The organism is Arthrobacter roseus, assembly GCF_016907875.1.
GTDB classification, from domain to species: domain Bacteria; phylum Actinomycetota; class Actinomycetes; order Actinomycetales; family Micrococcaceae; genus Arthrobacter_J; species Arthrobacter_J roseus.
The window spans coordinates 631,212-647,964 of record NZ_JAFBCU010000001.1 but is presented as its reverse complement, the minus strand read 5'-3'; the positions used below and the strand labels follow the sequence as shown (position 1 = coordinate 647,964).

The 16,753-nt window shown below is 58.5% G+C and carries 15 protein-coding genes, 1 tRNA gene and 1 other RNA gene; 14 read left to right on the top strand and 3 right to left on the bottom strand.

Going from position 1 to position 16,753, the window contains the following annotated elements; all coding sequences use genetic code 11:
- Nucleotides 1-36 precede the first annotated feature (36 nt).
- From JOE65_RS03370 to JOE65_RS03355, 4 genes are all read left to right on the top strand, one after another.
- On the top strand, nucleotides 37-3,393 hold the full coding sequence (locus tag JOE65_RS03370) for a phage tail tape measure protein (protein WP_205161906.1): 3,357 nt from the start codon (nucleotides 37-39) through the stop codon (nucleotides 3,391-3,393).
- Entirely contained in the window at nucleotides 3,390-4,205 is an 816-nt protein-coding gene (locus tag JOE65_RS03365; RefSeq protein ID WP_205161905.1) for a hypothetical protein, read from the top strand. Before JOE65_RS03370 ends, JOE65_RS03365 begins: the two co-directional genes overlap by 4 nt.
- Nucleotides 4,206-4,208: 3 nt before the next feature.
- Nucleotides 4,209-6,431 (top strand): hypothetical protein, encoded by a 2,223-nt coding sequence (locus JOE65_RS03360; protein ID WP_205161904.1) that lies wholly within the window; start codon nucleotides 4,209-4,211, stop codon nucleotides 6,429-6,431.
- A gap of 64 nt (nucleotides 6,432-6,495) precedes the next feature.
- A complete protein-coding gene (locus JOE65_RS03355; RefSeq protein WP_205161903.1) occupies nucleotides 6,496-8,403 on the top strand; it encodes an SGNH/GDSL hydrolase family protein in 1,908 nt (635 codons plus the stop codon).
- Between the two features lie 149 nt (nucleotides 8,404-8,552).
- Here the strand turns inward: JOE65_RS03355 and JOE65_RS03350 are convergent, their stop codons facing one another.
- Nucleotides 8,553-8,744 carry a hypothetical protein gene (locus tag JOE65_RS03350; RefSeq protein ID WP_205161902.1) on the bottom strand — a complete coding sequence of 64 codons (192 nt, stop codon included), beginning with the start codon at nucleotides 8,742-8,744 and terminating at the stop codon, nucleotides 8,553-8,555.
- A gap of 79 nt (nucleotides 8,745-8,823) precedes the next feature.
- Here JOE65_RS03350 and JOE65_RS03345 point away from each other — a divergent pair, with 79 nt between their 5' ends.
- From JOE65_RS03345 to JOE65_RS03315, 7 genes are all read left to right on the top strand, one after another.
- Nucleotides 8,824-9,081 (top strand): hypothetical protein, encoded by a 258-nt coding sequence (locus JOE65_RS03345; protein WP_205161901.1) that lies wholly within the window; start codon nucleotides 8,824-8,826, stop codon nucleotides 9,079-9,081.
- Nucleotides 9,078-9,836: a collagen-like domain-containing protein gene (locus tag JOE65_RS03340; RefSeq protein ID WP_205161900.1), complete on the top strand. Its 759-nt coding sequence runs from the start codon at nucleotides 9,078-9,080 to the stop codon at nucleotides 9,834-9,836. Before JOE65_RS03345 ends, JOE65_RS03340 begins: the two co-directional genes overlap by 4 nt.
- Nucleotides 9,837-9,854: 18 nt before the next feature.
- Nucleotides 9,855-10,742, top strand: coding sequence for an N-acetylmuramoyl-L-alanine amidase (locus JOE65_RS03335; RefSeq protein WP_205161899.1), 888 nt, complete (start codon nucleotides 9,855-9,857; stop codon nucleotides 10,740-10,742).
- Nucleotides 10,739-10,963 (top strand): hypothetical protein, encoded by a 225-nt coding sequence (locus JOE65_RS03330; protein WP_205161898.1) that lies wholly within the window; start codon nucleotides 10,739-10,741, stop codon nucleotides 10,961-10,963. Before JOE65_RS03335 ends, JOE65_RS03330 begins: the two co-directional genes overlap by 4 nt.
- 200 nt (nucleotides 10,964-11,163) lie before the next feature.
- Entirely contained in the window at nucleotides 11,164-11,496 is a 333-nt protein-coding gene (locus JOE65_RS03325) for a hypothetical protein (RefSeq protein WP_205161897.1), read from the top strand.
- A gap of 33 nt (nucleotides 11,497-11,529) precedes the next feature.
- Entirely contained in the window at nucleotides 11,530-11,844 is a 315-nt protein-coding gene (locus tag JOE65_RS03320; RefSeq protein ID WP_205161896.1) for a DUF6221 family protein, read from the top strand.
- Entirely contained in the window at nucleotides 11,841-12,008 is a 168-nt protein-coding gene (locus JOE65_RS03315; protein ID WP_205161895.1) for a hypothetical protein, read from the top strand. The genes JOE65_RS03320 and JOE65_RS03315 overlap by 4 nt, the downstream gene beginning before the upstream one ends.
- 3 nt (nucleotides 12,009-12,011) lie before the next feature.
- Here JOE65_RS03315 and JOE65_RS03310 read toward each other — a convergent pair whose 3' ends face one another.
- The gene (locus JOE65_RS03310) at nucleotides 12,012-13,187 is read right to left on the bottom strand and encodes a tyrosine-type recombinase/integrase (protein ID WP_205161894.1); all 1,176 of its coding nucleotides are present in this window, start codon (nucleotides 13,185-13,187) and stop codon (nucleotides 12,012-12,014) included.
- Nucleotides 13,188-13,295: 108 nt separating this feature from the next.
- A tRNA-Ser gene (locus tag JOE65_RS03305) sits at nucleotides 13,296-13,380 on the bottom strand.
- 170 nt (nucleotides 13,381-13,550) lie between these two features.
- Between JOE65_RS03305 and JOE65_RS03300 the strand changes: the two genes are divergently transcribed.
- The 3 genes from JOE65_RS03300 to JOE65_RS03290 all read left to right on the top strand — a co-directional run bounded on the left by JOE65_RS03300 (nucleotide 13,551) and on the right by JOE65_RS03290 (nucleotide 16,720).
- Entirely contained in the window at nucleotides 13,551-14,135 is a 585-nt protein-coding gene (locus JOE65_RS03300) for a hypothetical protein (RefSeq protein WP_205161893.1), read from the top strand.
- A gap of 7 nt (nucleotides 14,136-14,142) precedes the next feature.
- An RNA gene (gene ffs, locus JOE65_RS03295) (signal recognition particle sRNA small type) lies at nucleotides 14,143-14,238 on the top strand.
- A gap of 100 nt (nucleotides 14,239-14,338) precedes the next feature.
- Entirely contained in the window at nucleotides 14,339-16,720 is a 2,382-nt protein-coding gene (locus JOE65_RS03290) for a DNA polymerase III subunit gamma and tau (protein ID WP_205161892.1), read from the top strand.
- Nucleotides 16,721-16,753: the final 33 nt, after the last annotated feature.

Below are 16,753 nucleotides of genomic sequence, written 5' to 3'. Positions count from 1 at the left end.
AATCTTCGCACACGTAATCATTTGGAGGTATAGGGTATGGCTGATCGGTCAGTAACAATTCGCATCCAGGCCAACGTGCAGGGCCTCGTCGCTGGTTACAGGACAGCACAGAAGGCTACTGCTGACTTCGGCTCGCAGACGCAGAAGTTCGCCCAAAACAATCGCCAGTCGCTAGAAGAAGTTGGACAGGCCGGAATGGTTGCCGGTGGTGTGCTGGCTGCTGGATTTGGTCTAGCGCTGACTAAGTTCGCGTCCTTCGATAAGGCGATGTCTGGGGTCCAGGCTGCTACTCACGCGACGACTGGTGACATGGAGTTACTGCGCGAGGCTGCAATCAAGACCGGCGCTGACACGGCGTTTTCCGCTGAGGAAGCCGCCAAAGGTATCGAGGAAATGGCTAAGGCTGGCGTCTCGACCGCTGACATTCTCGGCGGCGGACTTGACGGTGCGCTAGCTCTGGCCGCTGCGGGGTCGCTGGAGGTTGGCGAGGCTGCGGAGCTGGCCTCTACTGCCATGACGCAGTTTGGTCTTTCCGGTGAGGATATTCCTCACATTGCCGACCTTTTGGCCGCTGGTGCTGGCAAGGCTCAGGGTTCTGTTCAGGATATGGGGCAGGCACTCAAGCAAGCTGGTCTCGTCGCGGATGGTGTCGGGCTCACGATTGAGGAGACCACGGGCGGGCTGGCGGCGTTCGCGTCCGCTGGCTTGGTTGGCGAGCGTGCTGGTACATCATTCAAGTCGATGTTGCAGCGACTAACTCCGCAGTCGAAAGAAGCTAAAGATAAAATGGTTGAACTTGGGTTGTCGGCCTATAATTCTCAGGGTGACTTCATTGGGCTCTCCGAGTATGCGGGCGAGTTGCAGACCGCGCTCGGTGACATGACTGCAGAGCAACGTAACTCCACTATGGCTACACTTTTCGGATCCGATGCTGTCCTCGCCGCCTCGGTACTGTACGAGCAGGGTTCTAAGGGCGTCGAGAAGTGGGAAGAAGCTGTCTCGGATGCTGGCTATGCCGCTGAAACTGCCGCATTAATGCAGGACAACCTAGCCGGTGACCTTGAGAAGCTGGGCGGGGCATTTGACACCGTGTTCCTGCAGGCCGGATCGGGCGCTAACGATGCGCTCCGTGGGCTCGTGCAGACCCTTGAAGACGTAGTGGACGCAGTGGGTAAGATTCCTACGCCTGTCCTATCTGCGGTTGGTGTGGTCGCTGGACTAACCGGCGGCGCACTCCTGCTGGGTGGTGCGTTCATTACAGCGGTCCCTCGTATAGCCGATACGGTTAGTGCGATCAGCGACCTTCGGGCCAAGGCACCGAGGGCCACATCCGCTCTCGGGAAGCTCGGCAAGGCTGCTGGAATCGCCGCTGTCGGATTCATTGCATTACAGGCCGCTTCCTCTGTAAATAACTCACTCGGCGGCGGCGCTAAATCTGCTGAAGAGATGGCACAGGCACTTCTCCGCGCCAAGAATGAAGGCAAGAGCTTGGAGGATGTATTTTCTAGTGACACGTTCTCTAATGCAAATAATTTTGCCAACTTCCAAGACGATATTGGAGGGGTCGGGGATGCAGTAGCCCGAGTAAATGACCTCTCATTCGGTGACACCATGAACGATTGGGTTCACGGACTGACCGGGATGAAGGGGCCAGCCAATGAGGTTCGGGAATCTCTAACCAGTATTGATGAGGCATTACTCGGTTACGTCTCTTCCGGCAATGTAGAAGCAGCTGCGGATGGGTTCCGTAGGATTGCCGAGGATGCAGAGGCGTCTGGTGTTTCGCTGGAGACTACGGCGGAAAGTTTTCCGCAATATATCAACAGCTTGCGCGAACTGGCTACGGGTGCTGGTGTTGCCCTGACTGACCAGGAACTATTGAACTGGGCGATGGGTGAAGTGCCTGCAGCTATGGAGGCCGCCGCTGGGTCCACTGAGAAGCAAGCAGCAGCCGCCGAGCAAGCAGCCGCCGCTGCTGAGGAAGCGGCGGTAGCGTCAGAGGAAATGGAAGAGGCCCTTGCAGAGGTTGGTCTTTCCGCTGACGGTACTGTCACGTCACTGGAAACATTCATTGGCGTCTTGCAGGAATCCGGACTACTTACCCTCTCCGCTAATGATGCAGCGCGTGGGTACGAGGAAGCGATTGATGCTGTCGGTATCGGCATTGAAAAGCTGATCGCGGACAACGGATCACTTGCTGGCGTACTCAATGCGACCGCGGACGGTTTCAATCGGGATACTCAGGCTGGCCGTGACGCTGAGACCATGTTCGACGGGCTGGCTAGTGCTGCGGCGACGAATACGCAGGCCATGGCAGACGCGGGGGGCACTCAGGAAGAGCTACAGACACAGCTCGGCAACACCTATGATTCGCTGATCACCGCGGCGGGTCAGTTCGGCATTACGGGCGAACAGGCCGACGCGCTGGCGCGTGACGTAATGGGCATCCCGGCTGAGGCAAAGATTGATACGTGGATGTCAGACAGCGCCAAGCGTATGGCTGAGGAAACCACGGGAGCGGCTGAGGCCATCCCGGATTCGGTGCGGATCGAATCGTCCATGTCGGCAGCTGCGAAAGAAACTGCGGATGCGACGAAGAAGTCCGCTGACGATGTGCCCGAGCAGGAGACTATCGATTCGTGGATGTCAGATAAGGCGTTCATCGAGGCGATACGGACTCGTGCCGCGGCGTTGGGTATTCCTGAGTCCGAGGCTATCGACTCCTACATGTCGTCGGCTGCACGCAATGAGGCAGATAAGACGACAGCGCGGGTGCTGGGCATCCCTGAGGGCGCATCTGTTTCGTCGTACATGGAAGCGTATGCACGCATCGAGGCCGACGCGCTCAAGGCGTCTCTTGACCGTGTGGATGGGCGCAGCGTCAACACCTACGCCACGCACACGAACAAGGTCATCAACGTTACCGAGCGCAACGAGATCGTTCGCCCGGGGCAGGTAGGTAGGAACGCTAATGGTGGGCGCATACCGCGCAACGCTACGGGTGGACGGTTGCCGACGACTGGGCCGGGTACTGACACGACTGACGGGATCCTTGGGGTGCTAGGTAATGGCACTCCCATTTCATTGCTGGATGGCGGAGAGCAGATCACATCGAGTGCGATGACCAATAAGCACTCGAGTCTACTGTGGGCGATCCATCGTGACGACCCGCGCTTGTCTTCCATCCCAGCGCTCGCTGGTGGCGGTCGAGTATCAAGTGGTTACGCGCCAATGTCGCCGGCTTATGCGGGTGGTTCTGGGGTTGGTGCATCCATTGACTATGAGCGTCTAGCTTCACTAATCAACGCCAAGCCGGTCATTGCTAATCTTCGGATCGGCAATAGGGACGTAGCACAAGCGAACATTGTTGGCCGTAAGGAGCTGCGTCTATGAGCGTCTACTTGGGCCAGTTGGGCCGTCTGGTTGAACTGAAATGCCCGTCCGGGGAAGCACAGGCACCGGAGGATACATTCACGTTTGAGCAGACGCTAGAGGGCCGTGTCAAGGCGCAGTCTCGGGCGTTTCGTGGGCGCAGGCGGTGGGCAGTTGATATTGGGGTTGCAACCCCTGCCGACGTCGGTGCGCTCATGGCGTTTGCTGACGGTGAGTGGGGCCACGGTCCGTTCTTGTGGATCTCAACTGATACCCCAGTTACGAACATGCTCACCCCGGAGCAAGCCTCTTGCGATCCGTCTGTCATCTATGGCGCGAATGAATCAGCTGGCGGTCCGGTGGAAACTCCGGATGGTTGGGCTGGGCGTTCCTATGTAAACAGCACGCCCGCCTCACTAATGTATTTCGGCTTCGACTACACGCCGGTCATCCCCGGCGAGCCAGTCACCGCGTCCGCTTATGTGCGCGGCGCTGGTGCTGCTGCTCGGCTCTACTTCTACGACTCCAGCGGCAATTGGCTCGGGGCTTTCGTGACGTCTACGGTGACCGCTACGGCGGGGATAGTGGTCCGCTCATGGGTGACAGCTACGGCTCCAGCTGGTGCAGCCTCATGCCGCGTACTGGGCGTCAATACTAGTCAAGGTGAACGTCCGGCGATCACTTGGACAGACGGCTTGTTCGAGTGGTCAGCGGGCAATGGCTGCAGCAAGGCTGTTATCCACGGACTTTCCCGTCAGGTGATCCTCGCTCTGCGAGAACCTGGCTATGGCCGCTACTCGTCGCCATCGTTCACCATCCAAGAAGTGGGGTAACCGATGCAGGCTGGAACTCTCGCTACCTCAGATGTTCAGTCATACACGTCCCGAGTCCTGGTCAACGGCATTCAGCGCGAGCACAAGACTTGGAGCATCACGCGTGAGCTCTCCGGCGATCTTCCAGATCAGGTCATGGCGGTCTCGGGCATCACACAGGCAACCGGCACAATCGCGTGGAAAACTGGTCCGGACGTGTCCGAGCGGTCCGCGAATCCGTGGAATGCCTCGACGGGCTGGCTGCCAAAGTCTGGTGACCGCGTGGAGATTTACGCGGGCGATACCGCCACTGAGTGGATCCAGTTCACCGGGCGCATCGACACGACGAGCGGTGATGTTGGCAAGTCGGCACAGTCCACCATCGTGGATGACATCGACAACCTGAATACCCGATTCTCACATGATGCGTTACTGCGGATTATGCCGCCACGGGATAACGGTGGGGTCCGGCGTGGCATTGGTCTGGGGTACGCCTACTATTTGGATGCGGCTCTACGTCGTGCCGGGTTCTATGCGACACCACCAAAGGAAGCACGAGCAGCGGTTAGCATTCCGGCGCAGTTCTCAATGTGGCCCGAGGATGGCACCCTGACGGTTGCCTCGGATCTTTCGGGTGGAACATCTCACGCCGCGTTCTGGCCTGCACCGTGGGGTTTGTCTGCTGCTAACTTCCTAGTCGAGGTTGGGCCTCGCATCAGGGAAGCTCCGTCGAGCCCGGTCGAGTTGACGTTCATGGTGGCCCCGGATCATAACGGAAATGCAAACATGAACGTCATCTACGGCAGTTCTGTGGTGCAGCTCGCAGTTGCCGGATCACGGACGGTCTTTGCTCGCCTAAATGGCGTGGAAGTTTGCAGTCTTGTAATGGGCTCAGCCGTCACCGTGTCTCTGCTGATAAAGGCTGGCGTCTGGACGCTGCGAACCGACACCGGTACGACGGCGACAGGCACGGCCACGATTCCAGGCACCACCATCATGGACTTGGTGACCTTTTCCGGTGATACTGCGTCACGCCTCGCGGGGTTCCAGGTCTGCTACCCGAACACATCCACTGAGTTCAATCCGGTGAACTACAAGCCGACTGCGGTCATGGATCTATCGCTGAGTTTCGCTGGCCTCATTGACGCCGCTCCGGTCATCAAGCCTACGACTTCACGGAAGCTCATTGACGAGATATCCAACGCCGCATTGACCGCAACACATATTGACGAGGCTGGCGTATTCCGCGTTATCCAATCGGACGTCCTGCGGAATCGTGCACCAGTGCAGACCATCACGACCTTAGATGATATTCGATCACTCTCATGGTCAGATGACCTCTTGTCTGTCCGCTCCCTCGTGAGCATTGATTACCACAAGCCGTTCATTGACTTGTCCATCTACCAGAACCGGCTCTGCTATCAAGGCGGAAGCCAAACACTTGAGTCGGGCCAGAAAACAACAGAGCTGATCAGTCCAGGCACGGATGAAGACTGGATCGGCATTTCTTTCAACATGCCTGAGCTTGGTGATGCGGGCAGTGCGGCGAACTCCAATAAGGGTGTCGGGTCGGTGACTGGCGGGGTAGCAACCGATGGTACAACAGACACTCTCGGTGAGCCATACCTCATCACGTCGCTAGAGCAGATCACGCCGGGAACACTGAAGCTTACCCACGAGGTAACGACATTGCCTGCCGGTAACGTCATGGAGCTGCGATACCCGAAAGCCAGCACTACGATTTGGCAGCGGTGGCTCAATGAACCGTTCCCATTCGTTCGCTCATTCGCACGCACGGATTGGGCGGGTGAGACCTACACGTCTACGATCACCGGCCCGAGCTATGCACCGGAGTTGGTCCACGACACTGGCCCATGGTTGGCACGCGAAGATAACACGATAGTCATTCAACGGGTGGCTGACTTTATTGCTGATCAAGTGACGAAACCCGGTGCAGTCATTACGGGCATGAGGGTTGGTTACGATCCGCGCCGGCAACTCGGCGACGTCATCACGATTAGCTCGCCTTCACTTATGGGCGTCGAGCTCCAATGCTTGATCGTCGGGATTGACAACGGGGCGGGCAAGTCATTCACACAATCACTAGGGGTTCGGATCATCAGCGCAGTATCAACATTCACGACCTACGCGGAGTTCAACGACGCTGGCGGGGATCTCACCTACCAGCAGTGGAGTCTACTCGAACCGCTCACACAGTCATACACGCAATTCAACGACGCCGTCTAAGGCATAACTCACAGGAAGCCTACACCGCATTGGTGTAGGCTTCCCCTATTTCTGGGAGGCAAATATGCCCGATTACACCACAGGCGGCATCCAGTACCCGCTCGCTGGGGACTTCATCAAAAAGGACAGCGTAGAGGGGAAGCTCGCGGATGACATGAAGTCGCTGGCATTATCGGCGAATGATGCAATCACGGTCGAAGGTGCGCGGGTTGAGGGGTCCGCGATGGACAACACGGAAGCAGTAAGGGTCGCTAGGATTGATTCATCCCCGCTGGGTGTAGCAAGGAATATAGTAATCAACCCTGGGCCGAATACTGCATCCCCATCATGGTTGGTATCTTGGGGAGCCGGTGGAGTTGGGGATCGGTCTTTTGTACTCGACCAAACAGCCCCGTCTAAGGTGGCTTACATCCGGCACAAGTGGACTACTGCCGCCACCAATTACGCTGCGATCATTCGATCTGTTGCGTCACCCGCGACCAGTGAGGCTATGTACTCAGGGTCAATCTGGGTCCGGTCTTCGATTCCAAATATCATGGGTGCCACGCTCTCCTTCTACAACGAGGCTGGAACCCAACTGGGAGCAAACGTTTACAATCGTCTCTACCAGGTGTCGCCGAACCAATGGACACGCCTCGACGTCAATGGATACACCGCACCAACAGGGACCGCATTCATCAGAATAGGCGCTGCAGTGAACAGCGCCGGGGCGCCATACTCCACGAATGACACACTCGACGTTAGCGCGGCAATCGTCACCCTTGACTCAAGAGTCTTCGGTTACTTCGATGGGACGAGAGGCGATGCTTATTGGGAGGGTGCCCCGGATTCCTCCGCAACAGTGGCCGCCATTACTACTCCCGAATTTGGCGCGCCATTCACCAACGCACCCACCCACGCTGGGGTGAGCGCCGGGCGCTACTCGCGGGATAGAAGGCTCTACTTGCCTGATGGTGCCACGGTGGAACCATTGCGGCGTCGAATCCAAAAGGCTTTAGATGGCGAGGGTTCATTTCGGTTGGCGTGGCTTGGGCATTCCATTGTTGCCGGGCAAGGCGGAGTTCCTGGGGTTGTAGACAACGTTCGCCTATTCCAGCAGCGTTCAGCGCAATCTGGAGTTTCGTCTGCCGGGATGGTGCCTGCGGTAAATAACACCACGACTGATGCGCGAGTGACGCTTGATCCTGAATGGGCCTCCATTGGCGCACCCCGCTCTAATATGCAACTCCACCGACGTTGCGTTGTTGCTGGGAAGCAGTACACCTATGCGTCCACCACGGCGGGGACAAATGTGGAAATTTACACGTTCGGCAACGGTTCGGCAGTCACCTACAGCATTGACGGATCTGCGCCCGTGACAATCACCCCGACTGGCGTTGGTGCTATTCAAATTACTACCGTTGGCGGGCTGGCAAACACGAACCACACCGTTGTTATTACCAGCACGACAACAGCCGCGGCATACCTACTCGGTGTATCCGTTCACGCCACTACCGGGCTGCGGGTAGGTAATTTTGGGTACTCGGGATCGTGGGCCGCTGATTGGCGTAGCGATTACTTCACATCATCGCAGCGCTTCTATAACGGCTATAACAATGTCTTCTCAAACTGGGCAGCCGACGCCGCAATCATTGAACTCGGGGCAAATGAGCTCATCCATGGTTCGACCGCAGGAACCCTAGAATCGAACCTTGGGAACATGGTGTCGGAGGCCACATCTGCGGGCAAGGATGTTGTATTGGTTCTCGGGACACCCGTGGAGGATCCAACGAGGACTACATGGGTCAAGGACTACTGCCCAGCAGTTTATAGGGTAGCCGATATGTACCGGGTGCCTCTCGTGGACCTCACTGCGCACTGGATCAGCCGACCCGTTGCTGCAGCGCAGGATTTCTACTATGACCAGTGGCACCCTAACTCCAAGGGGTACTTCGATCTACACGACGTCATGGCAGACGTTCTACTTCCCTAATAGTTGGCGGATTGCTTGTTCGTATTCTTCGGCGATTGCGTCAAGGCGTACTGCAGACTCTTCGCCACTGATTAGGTCTGGGTAAGTCCCCGCATTGTCGCGTAGTGCGATGTATTCGGCGGTCAACTCCAATAGTTTCTTTCCCATGGTCATGCTCCCTTGATGATTTTGTGGATTTGCTGCCGGGATAGTCCAAGGTGGGCCGCCAATTCCGTTGCGCTCACCCCGGAATTTCGTGCATCCCTTACAGCGTGGTCACGTTCGGCTGCTGCTCGGGTGAAGTTCTGATTGGCGGCGTTGAGTTTGTTTTGTGCCTCACGCGCCAGTGCTGTTTTACTCACGCGCTAACCATAGTAAACCCCTAGCGACAATGCAAGCGGGGTCAGAAGTGCACAACCGCCATCTGGGGAGGACTAACGTGTGGAAATTGCAGCAATCATCACAGCCATCGGCGGTGCCCTCACGGTCGTCGGTGCTGGGCTCGGCTTCCTCATCAAGCGGGCCGACACTAAACGCAAGGATCGGGAGACGGCATTGCTAGAGCATATGAAGGCACGGATAGCGGCGTTGGAAGCTGAGACGCGGCGACTCCGAGCCGACGCAACAGCATGGCGGGAACAGCTTATTGCCAATGACATTAACCCGGTACCGACACATTGGACGGAGGGCGCGCTGTGAGTGAATACGAAGAAGAGCAGCAGGAACGTGAACACGAAGTCGCCAAGTCCGTCCACACGCGCAGCCACCTACTCTGGGCCATATGGGCGTTCGCCATGGTGTGCTTGATAGGCGGATTCTTCTTCCTTGGGTTGTGGATCATCTCACGCGGTGATACAGAGACCGCCCAAAATGCTGTCGTCAATGAGCAGGTCGAGAAGAAGGACATAGCGCAGGAAGCGCAGCAAGCGATCTGTGAACGCGGCGAAACTTCCATCTACGACCGGGACTTATGCCTCCGGCTTGAGCGTGTCGTCACGGAACCGGCACGCGGCGATGCAGGGCCACGCGGTGTCGCAGGTAGGGATGGCAAAGACGGACGCGACGGCATCGACGGGCGCAACCCTCCACCGGCCAAAGACGGCAAGGATGGCAAAGATGGCAAAGATGGCTCGGACGGTGAATCGATCATCGGCGAAATCGGTATGCAAGGGATCCAAGGCGCACCGGGCATGGACTCGCTTATCCCCGGACCTCCCGGTAAGGACTCAACCATTCCCGGGCCTGCTGGCGCACCCGGCACGGACGGCGCTGACTCGACCGTCCCCGGCCCCAAGGGTGATCCCGGAGACCCCGCACCAGCAGATGGGGTCATCGAATCCTCGACGTGCGAGGGAACCTCGCTCATCATCATGACCACGGACGGGCGCACCCTCTCCGTGCCCGACGTCTGCAACGAACCAGCACCAGCACCCATGCCGGTGCCGACACCCTAACGCCACAGGAGGCACGCCATGGCTTACGAACTGATCACACGGTACACGTCGCCGTTCCAGTCGACGCGACAAGCATATGGTTACCCCTCGAGGCCAACAGGCGGCACCTTCCATTGGTGGGGACTGCCCGAGTGGAACCAGACCTTCGAGGGTGTTATCGCGTTCCTCATCGACCGCAACCGTGCCAGCGGGACCAGCGCGCACTATGTCATCTCCGGCCGCCGTGCTGCCTGCCTCGTCGCACCAACACGGGCAGCATGGCACGCAGGGACCAACTTCGGCAACGGTGCCACCATCGGATTCGAGATAGACCCGAACCTCCCACCAGGCACGCTCGAAACCGTAATGGAGCTCTGCGCTGACCTTGAGCGCGAGTTCGGCAGTCTCACGTATTACGGGCACATGGATCATGTACCGACAGCGTGCTGCGGAGACTACATCTACAGGCAGATCCCGAAAATCATCGAGGGCATCAACCGCATCCTTGCCGGGGGCAAACCCGGTGGCGGCGGCGCTGTCCTAAAACCATCTATCCCCGCAAAACCCAAACCGAAAGAGTGGTGGGAAATGTCCATCCCAGCAAGCGAAGTAACCAAGATCGCAAACGGAACCCTTGACGCACCCATCACGCTCAAGGGTAGCTACAACGGCAAGGAGTCAACGGCTCGCACCTACTTCGCGTGGGCGCCTCATGAGCGAGCACGACAGAACGCGAAGATCGACGCGCTCTCACTCAAACAGGCCACGACCGACGCCAAGCTCGACGCGCTCACCAAGCTAGCCGTCAAGGGCAGCAGACTCTCCAAGGATGAAGCGTCCGAAGTGCTCCGTGAGGCAGTGGACGCCAGCTTCGACCAGTACGTCCCCGTGCTCATCCCCACCGAAGACCAGGAGGTCACACCATGAGCGAGCAACTCAACTATTACGCGAAGGCGATCATTGCCTTCATCGCACCAGCAGCCGTCGTCATCGGCGCGTCCGTCACTGAGGTGTCCGCTGGCGGGGAGCTCATCACTATGGGCGAATGGGTGACCGCCATGGTTGCGGCCATCGTCACCGCTGCAGGTGTTGCGTCCAAAACCAACGGCCCGAAACCCGGCGACGGCGAACACCGAGCCATCGACTAACACCGTGCCCACGGATCAGGCCGAGCGTGACGCCATCGAGTACGACCGCAGGCACCCGCCACGACCGCACAACACGATCCACTACCCGCTCGAGCACGTAGACCAGTAAAGATGCCCCGCTGTCCTCCACGGATGGCGGGGCGTTTCTTTGTGTCTACATACTATTGACTCTGTACCTACAGAGTACATACAATGTAGGTATGACAAGAATAGAGAATCACATAATCATCGAGGTGTCGGCGCAGGGGCTCACTCTCCGGAAGGAAGTCCCCGATGCGTGGAGCGGTGGCAACCCGCTCTTCCACGCCAAGGAAGCACGGAGTGTGCTCGACCAGGTCGTCGCGGAGATGGACGCCCTAGTTGCGGCACACTATGGCGACATCAGAGAACGCGAAGTGGATCAGGAATCCATGGAGTCAAAGAACGTCCGCATCCCACCGCGTCTTTGGCAGAACGCCATGGACAAGGCTGCATTGGAAAACACCAACGTATCTGAGGTAATCCGCAAGGCGTTGACCCGCTATGTTAACTAGGCTATGCGAACTACTGAGGGAAAGGCACATGAAGTGAGCATCACCGAGTTTCTACTGGCCCGGATTGTAGCGGACGAAGGGGTTGCACTTGTTGACTCCATAGAGATGTCACGAAGCGCCATTACTATCCAGTTCGACTGTGGCACGCAAGAACTTTTCACACCCACCCGAGCCCTCGCTGAATGTGCCGCGAAACGGGAGATCGTGGAGCTGCATCGGATTGGCGTCGATCCATGCGATGCGCACGACCTGATGTTCAATTCGATCGAGTGCGAAACAATCCACACCCTCGCCGCCATCTATGCCGACCACCCCGACTACCAGCAGGAATGGAGCGTTTCCCCATGAGCACACACAAGGCCACCACGTTTGAGCGGGGCACGTCAGGCGACCAAGGACAGTGGAAAGGGTACGCCGCGAGGTGCACCTGCGGGGCTGTCACCTTCGGCGGGTTCGGGAGCAAGACCGATGCCAAGGGCGCGCTAGAGTGTGCTGTCGTTGGCTACCGTTAGCGTTCACGCATCGATAGCTGGGGGAGTGGACTCAGGGAGATCCGGGAACCCACCGAGCGCATTCTCCGCAATGGTGGCCGAGCGGAATTGGGCATCGGGCAGTAAGTGGGAGTAGCGGTCTACCGTCGTCGTCACGGACTCATGCCCGAGTCGCCTTGATAGCTCATACATATCCATGCCAGCCGCCAACATGATCGATGCGTGAGTATGCCGCATGTCGTGGATCCGTGGGCGCTCATCGGCTGAGTAACCAAGATGGTCTAGTGACTTGCTCCAAAACTCATAGTAGGTGCTGTGACGAATGGGTCCACCGTAGCCAGTGACGAATACTAACCCCTTGCGTTCCGCACTTTCCACGATGGCCCTGATGTAGTTCACGAGGGATGGCGGGAGGCTGATGGTACGCCGAGACTTTTTGGTCTTCGGTTTGCCGACGTAAAAGCGATTATTGCTGTCGCGCTTCCAGGCTTTCTCAATCCTCACGACTGGCTGTGGTATGTCCAATTGGAAGTCTCCCCCAACTAAGGCAGTGGCTTCCCCAAACCTTGCGCCAGTAGCCCGCAGGAACGCCATCAGCGGCCTATAACGCTCCGGCTGGGCCAGCGTTACCGCCAGTGATTCTGAGGCCGTCATAAAGCGCATTACTTCTTCGGTGCGGTCATCCTCCGGGAGTTGCACGCCGGCGCATGGGTTGAGCGCAATCAGTCCGGTGTCGTGCGCCCTCTTCATCGCCGCCGACAGTAGTCCGTGATGGTTCGCAATGGTCTTAGCTGACAAAGGTTTACCAGCATAAAGCTTGTTCTGCATGTACCTGATCCAATGGATCACGTCCTCTTGCCTAACTACTGCCAGTGGCATCTTGCCGAGCGTGCTAGAGAAGTGATTATTAATAGCGGACTCGTACCGCTTCAATTGGTCTGGGCCAGCGCGTGTGAGTAGTTGCGTGTGCCGGATCATGTGGCCCTTGACTGATGGCCCACCGATACGGGCGTGTTCCTGGACCTTCTGGGCGGCACTGTAGGAGTTGCCGTTGGCTTCGAGTAGGCGCACGTTCAATTCAGCGGCAGCGCGATCATCACGGATGGTGAGCGTGGATTCCTCTGTTGCCCCGGGCTCGCGCCATGTCACGTAGTAGGTGATTCCACCGTCTCCACGCCGTCGTTCTCTGATCCATGCCATGTTCTATTATCCCATTCTCTCGCTGTCAAAGTCAGCAGGAACTTAAACAAAGTCAGCACAACATAAAACGACCCCCGGAAATCCGCTAGATTCCGGGGGTCGTAAGTGCGGAGGATGGGGGATTTGAACCCCCGAGGGCGTGAACCCAACACGCGTTCCAGGCGTGCGCCATAGGCCGCTAGGCGAATCCTCCAGGCTTTACTCAAATATGAGCAGATATCAGACTACCGAATATGGTGCCAGATACCGAATCGTGCCCGCGTAGTTGGGCTCCACTCAGTGGGTGGAGGGAGAATGACAACCATTGCGTCGGCAAGATCTGCATGGAATGCTAAAGCAAACCTATTCTTGGAGGTTGATTCCATGAGAAACGCTGACAATGGAGAAGTAAGAGCCACTGGAGACCGCGCGCAGGAGCCGTCTGGGAAACGCCGTCACCGAGGCACGTGGAGCATCATCGTAGCCGCAGTCGTCTCAGTGGTGACCTTCGCTCTGGGTTGGCTTCAACTGCACTCTGCAGAACGCGCCGTCGGTATGCGATTGCCGGACACCATGTTTGGCGGCTACGACGCCGAATATATTGCCTCAGTCAAGCAGCTGATGGACCCCAAAATAATGGAGCGGTACCAGAGCGTCCACTATTTTTGGGATCTGCTGTTCCCCCTGGCATTCGCCTCTCTCATTATCCTGATAGTTCGTCGATTCGCTGGAAGAAACCCACTACGCTGGGTCTTCTACCTGGTAGCCGTTGTGTATGCCGCAGTTGATATCGCCGAGAACTTCGCGCTTGAAGCAGCCTTCAACGCGGCCGGATCCACCGACTCCACAGCAACACTGGCCAGCGTCCTCACCACGGGCAAATTCATTCTTTTCGTCGCAGCGGTTCTAGCTTTCGTGTTGTCATTCATGCTCAACAGGCCCTCCACCATCAACCAAAAAGTCAGGTAGGGTAGAGGACGGCCCCTCGTGTGGTGTCATCCTGCGAACTCCCCCAGGACCGGAAGGTAGCAAGGGTAAGTTGGCTCTGGCAGGTGCACGGGGGGTCTTCTACTTTCTCAGGCCAGTGGCTGCCGCGCCTGTCCCGTGTCCGCTCTCCACAAGCCCGTTCGGAGAGATGCGGAACGTCAGTGCCAACCGTTAGGGTTCTTATCGTGAGTACAGCCCTTTACCGCAGATATCGCCCAGAGACTTTCGCGGATGTCATCGGGCAAGAACACGTCACCGAACCGCTCATGACCGCCCTGCGGAAAGATCGCGTCAACCACGCTTATCTCTTTTCCGGTCCGCGCGGTTGCGGCAAGACCACGTCTGCACGCATCCTGGCGCGCTGCTTGAACTGCGCGCAGGGTCCAACAGCTACACCGTGCGGCCAGTGCCCCAGCTGCATAGAGCTTGCCCGCGGTGGCTCGGGCAGCCTGGATGTCATCGAGATCGACGCCGCCAGCCATGGTGGAGTGGACGACGCACGGGACCTGCGTGAGCGCGCAACCTTCGCCCCTGTGCGCGACCACTACAAGATCTTCATCATTGATGAGGCCCACATGGTCACGTCGGCAGGTTTCAACGCGCTGCTGAAGATCGTGGAGGAACCGCCTGAACACATCAAGTTCATTTTCGCGACAACGGAACCGGACAAGGTCATCGGCACCATCCGTTCGCGGACGCACCACTACCCGTTTCGCCTGGTACCGCCCGAACCCCTCATGGGGTATCTGGACAGTTTGTGCCAGCAGGAAAGCGTGCCCGTTGCTCCCGGCGTTCTATCCCTGGTGGTCCGTGCCGGTGGTGGATCAGTCCGTGATTCGCTCTCCGTCCTGGACCAGTTGATGGCTGGTGCCGGTGAGAGCGGCCTGGACTACGAGCTGGCCGTTTCTCTGCTCGGCTACACCCACGCGTCCTTACTCGACGACGTCGTCGAGGCAGTGGCTGCCACAGACGCGGCTACCGTATTCGGAGCCGTGGACCGCGTCATCCAAACCGGACACGACCCCCGCAGATTCGTTGAGGACCTGCTGGAGCGTTTCCGGGACCTAATCATCATCAACGCCATGCCGGAGAGTTCGGCCGCGGTTCTGCGCGGCGTCCCCGCAGATCAGCTGGCACGCCTCCAAACACAGGCCAACCAACTCGGGGCGGGCGAGCTCTCGCGTGCCGCGGACATCACGAACACCGCACTAACCGAGATGACCGGCGCCACCTCGCCTCGGCTGCACCTGGAATTGCTGTGTGCAAGGATCCTGCTTCCCGGCGCTGACCAGGGCGAGCGCGGCGTCACAGCCCGCGTGGACCGCATCGAGCGCAGGCTCAGTTACGCGGATCCATCCGCAGGGTCGGCTGCTGGCGCGGGCCAGATCGCTGGCTCAAACAGTTCGGCGGCGCCTTCTGCCGACAAGGCACCAGCAGCAACCAGCACGACGTCGGCAGGTTCCGGGGCCACACATGGCCCCACGCAAGACGAAGCACTGCAAATCCCCGAACCAACAGCCGAAGATGCTCCCGTCAGCGGAACATCGAAGGCTTCCGCACCGAAACAGGATCAGGATCAGCCTGCTCCCACACCAGCCCCTGAGCCCGTCTCCGCTAGCCCGCCTAAACCGCCGGTCGACGCCCCACCGGCTCCTTCAGGCTCTGAGTCCACGGAATCGAAGTCGGGCAGCCCAGCCGCGCCAGCTGCTGGCCAAGTGGAGATGATCCGCAGAGCCTGGCCGGAAATCATGGACACCCTCGCGGGTATCAAACGAGCTACGTGGATGGTTGTCGTCAACGAAGCCACCCCGCGCGCCTTCGATGGGTCCACCCTGGAGCTGGTCTTCAAGAGCCCGGGGAACGCAATTGGATTCAATCGTGCCAACCACCTGGATAACTTGAGCCAGGCCATCAACCAGGTCCTGGGCCTACAGATACAAATCAACCCTTTGCACGATGCCTCAGCGGCAGCGGGTGACCCGGACCCAAAAGCCCCTAGCCGGCAAAGGCCGGCTACCAGCGTTGCAGATTCCAATACAGGGTGGGGCGGCAGCGCTGTCGCCGGAGAAAAACCTGCAGAGTCAGAAGACGGACCAGCTAGTTCGCCGGAACCGGAAGAACGAAGCGAAATTTGGGCTCCGGCGCGGCCAAAAGAAGCAGACCTAGGACAGGATGCCAACGATTCATGGGGTCTGCGGGAACCACCACAAGACTCCCCTGAGCCGTATGAATCCCGCGAGCCGCCGGTACCTGAGGAGCAACCGGTGCCCGAGCCGGTTGAGGAGCAACCGGTGCCCGAGCCGGTTGAGGAGCAACCGGTGCCCGAGCCGGACAACGGCAAGCCACTCAGCCGTTATCAGCGCATGTTGAACGAGGCCGCCGTTGCCAGACACGGTGCCGCTGGCACAGCTGAGCAGCGTCCCGGCCACGTAGACTTGGCATACGTTGAAGACGTTCCGAATGCCGACGACGAAACCATCGAGGAGTCAGGGCTCGTGGGCCGTGCGGCGATTGAACGAATACTGAACGGGCGTCTGGTCGAGGAGCGTAGCCTCGACGCGGTGTAACCGCGGAGCAAGTCCAGGAAAACCATAGAGCAG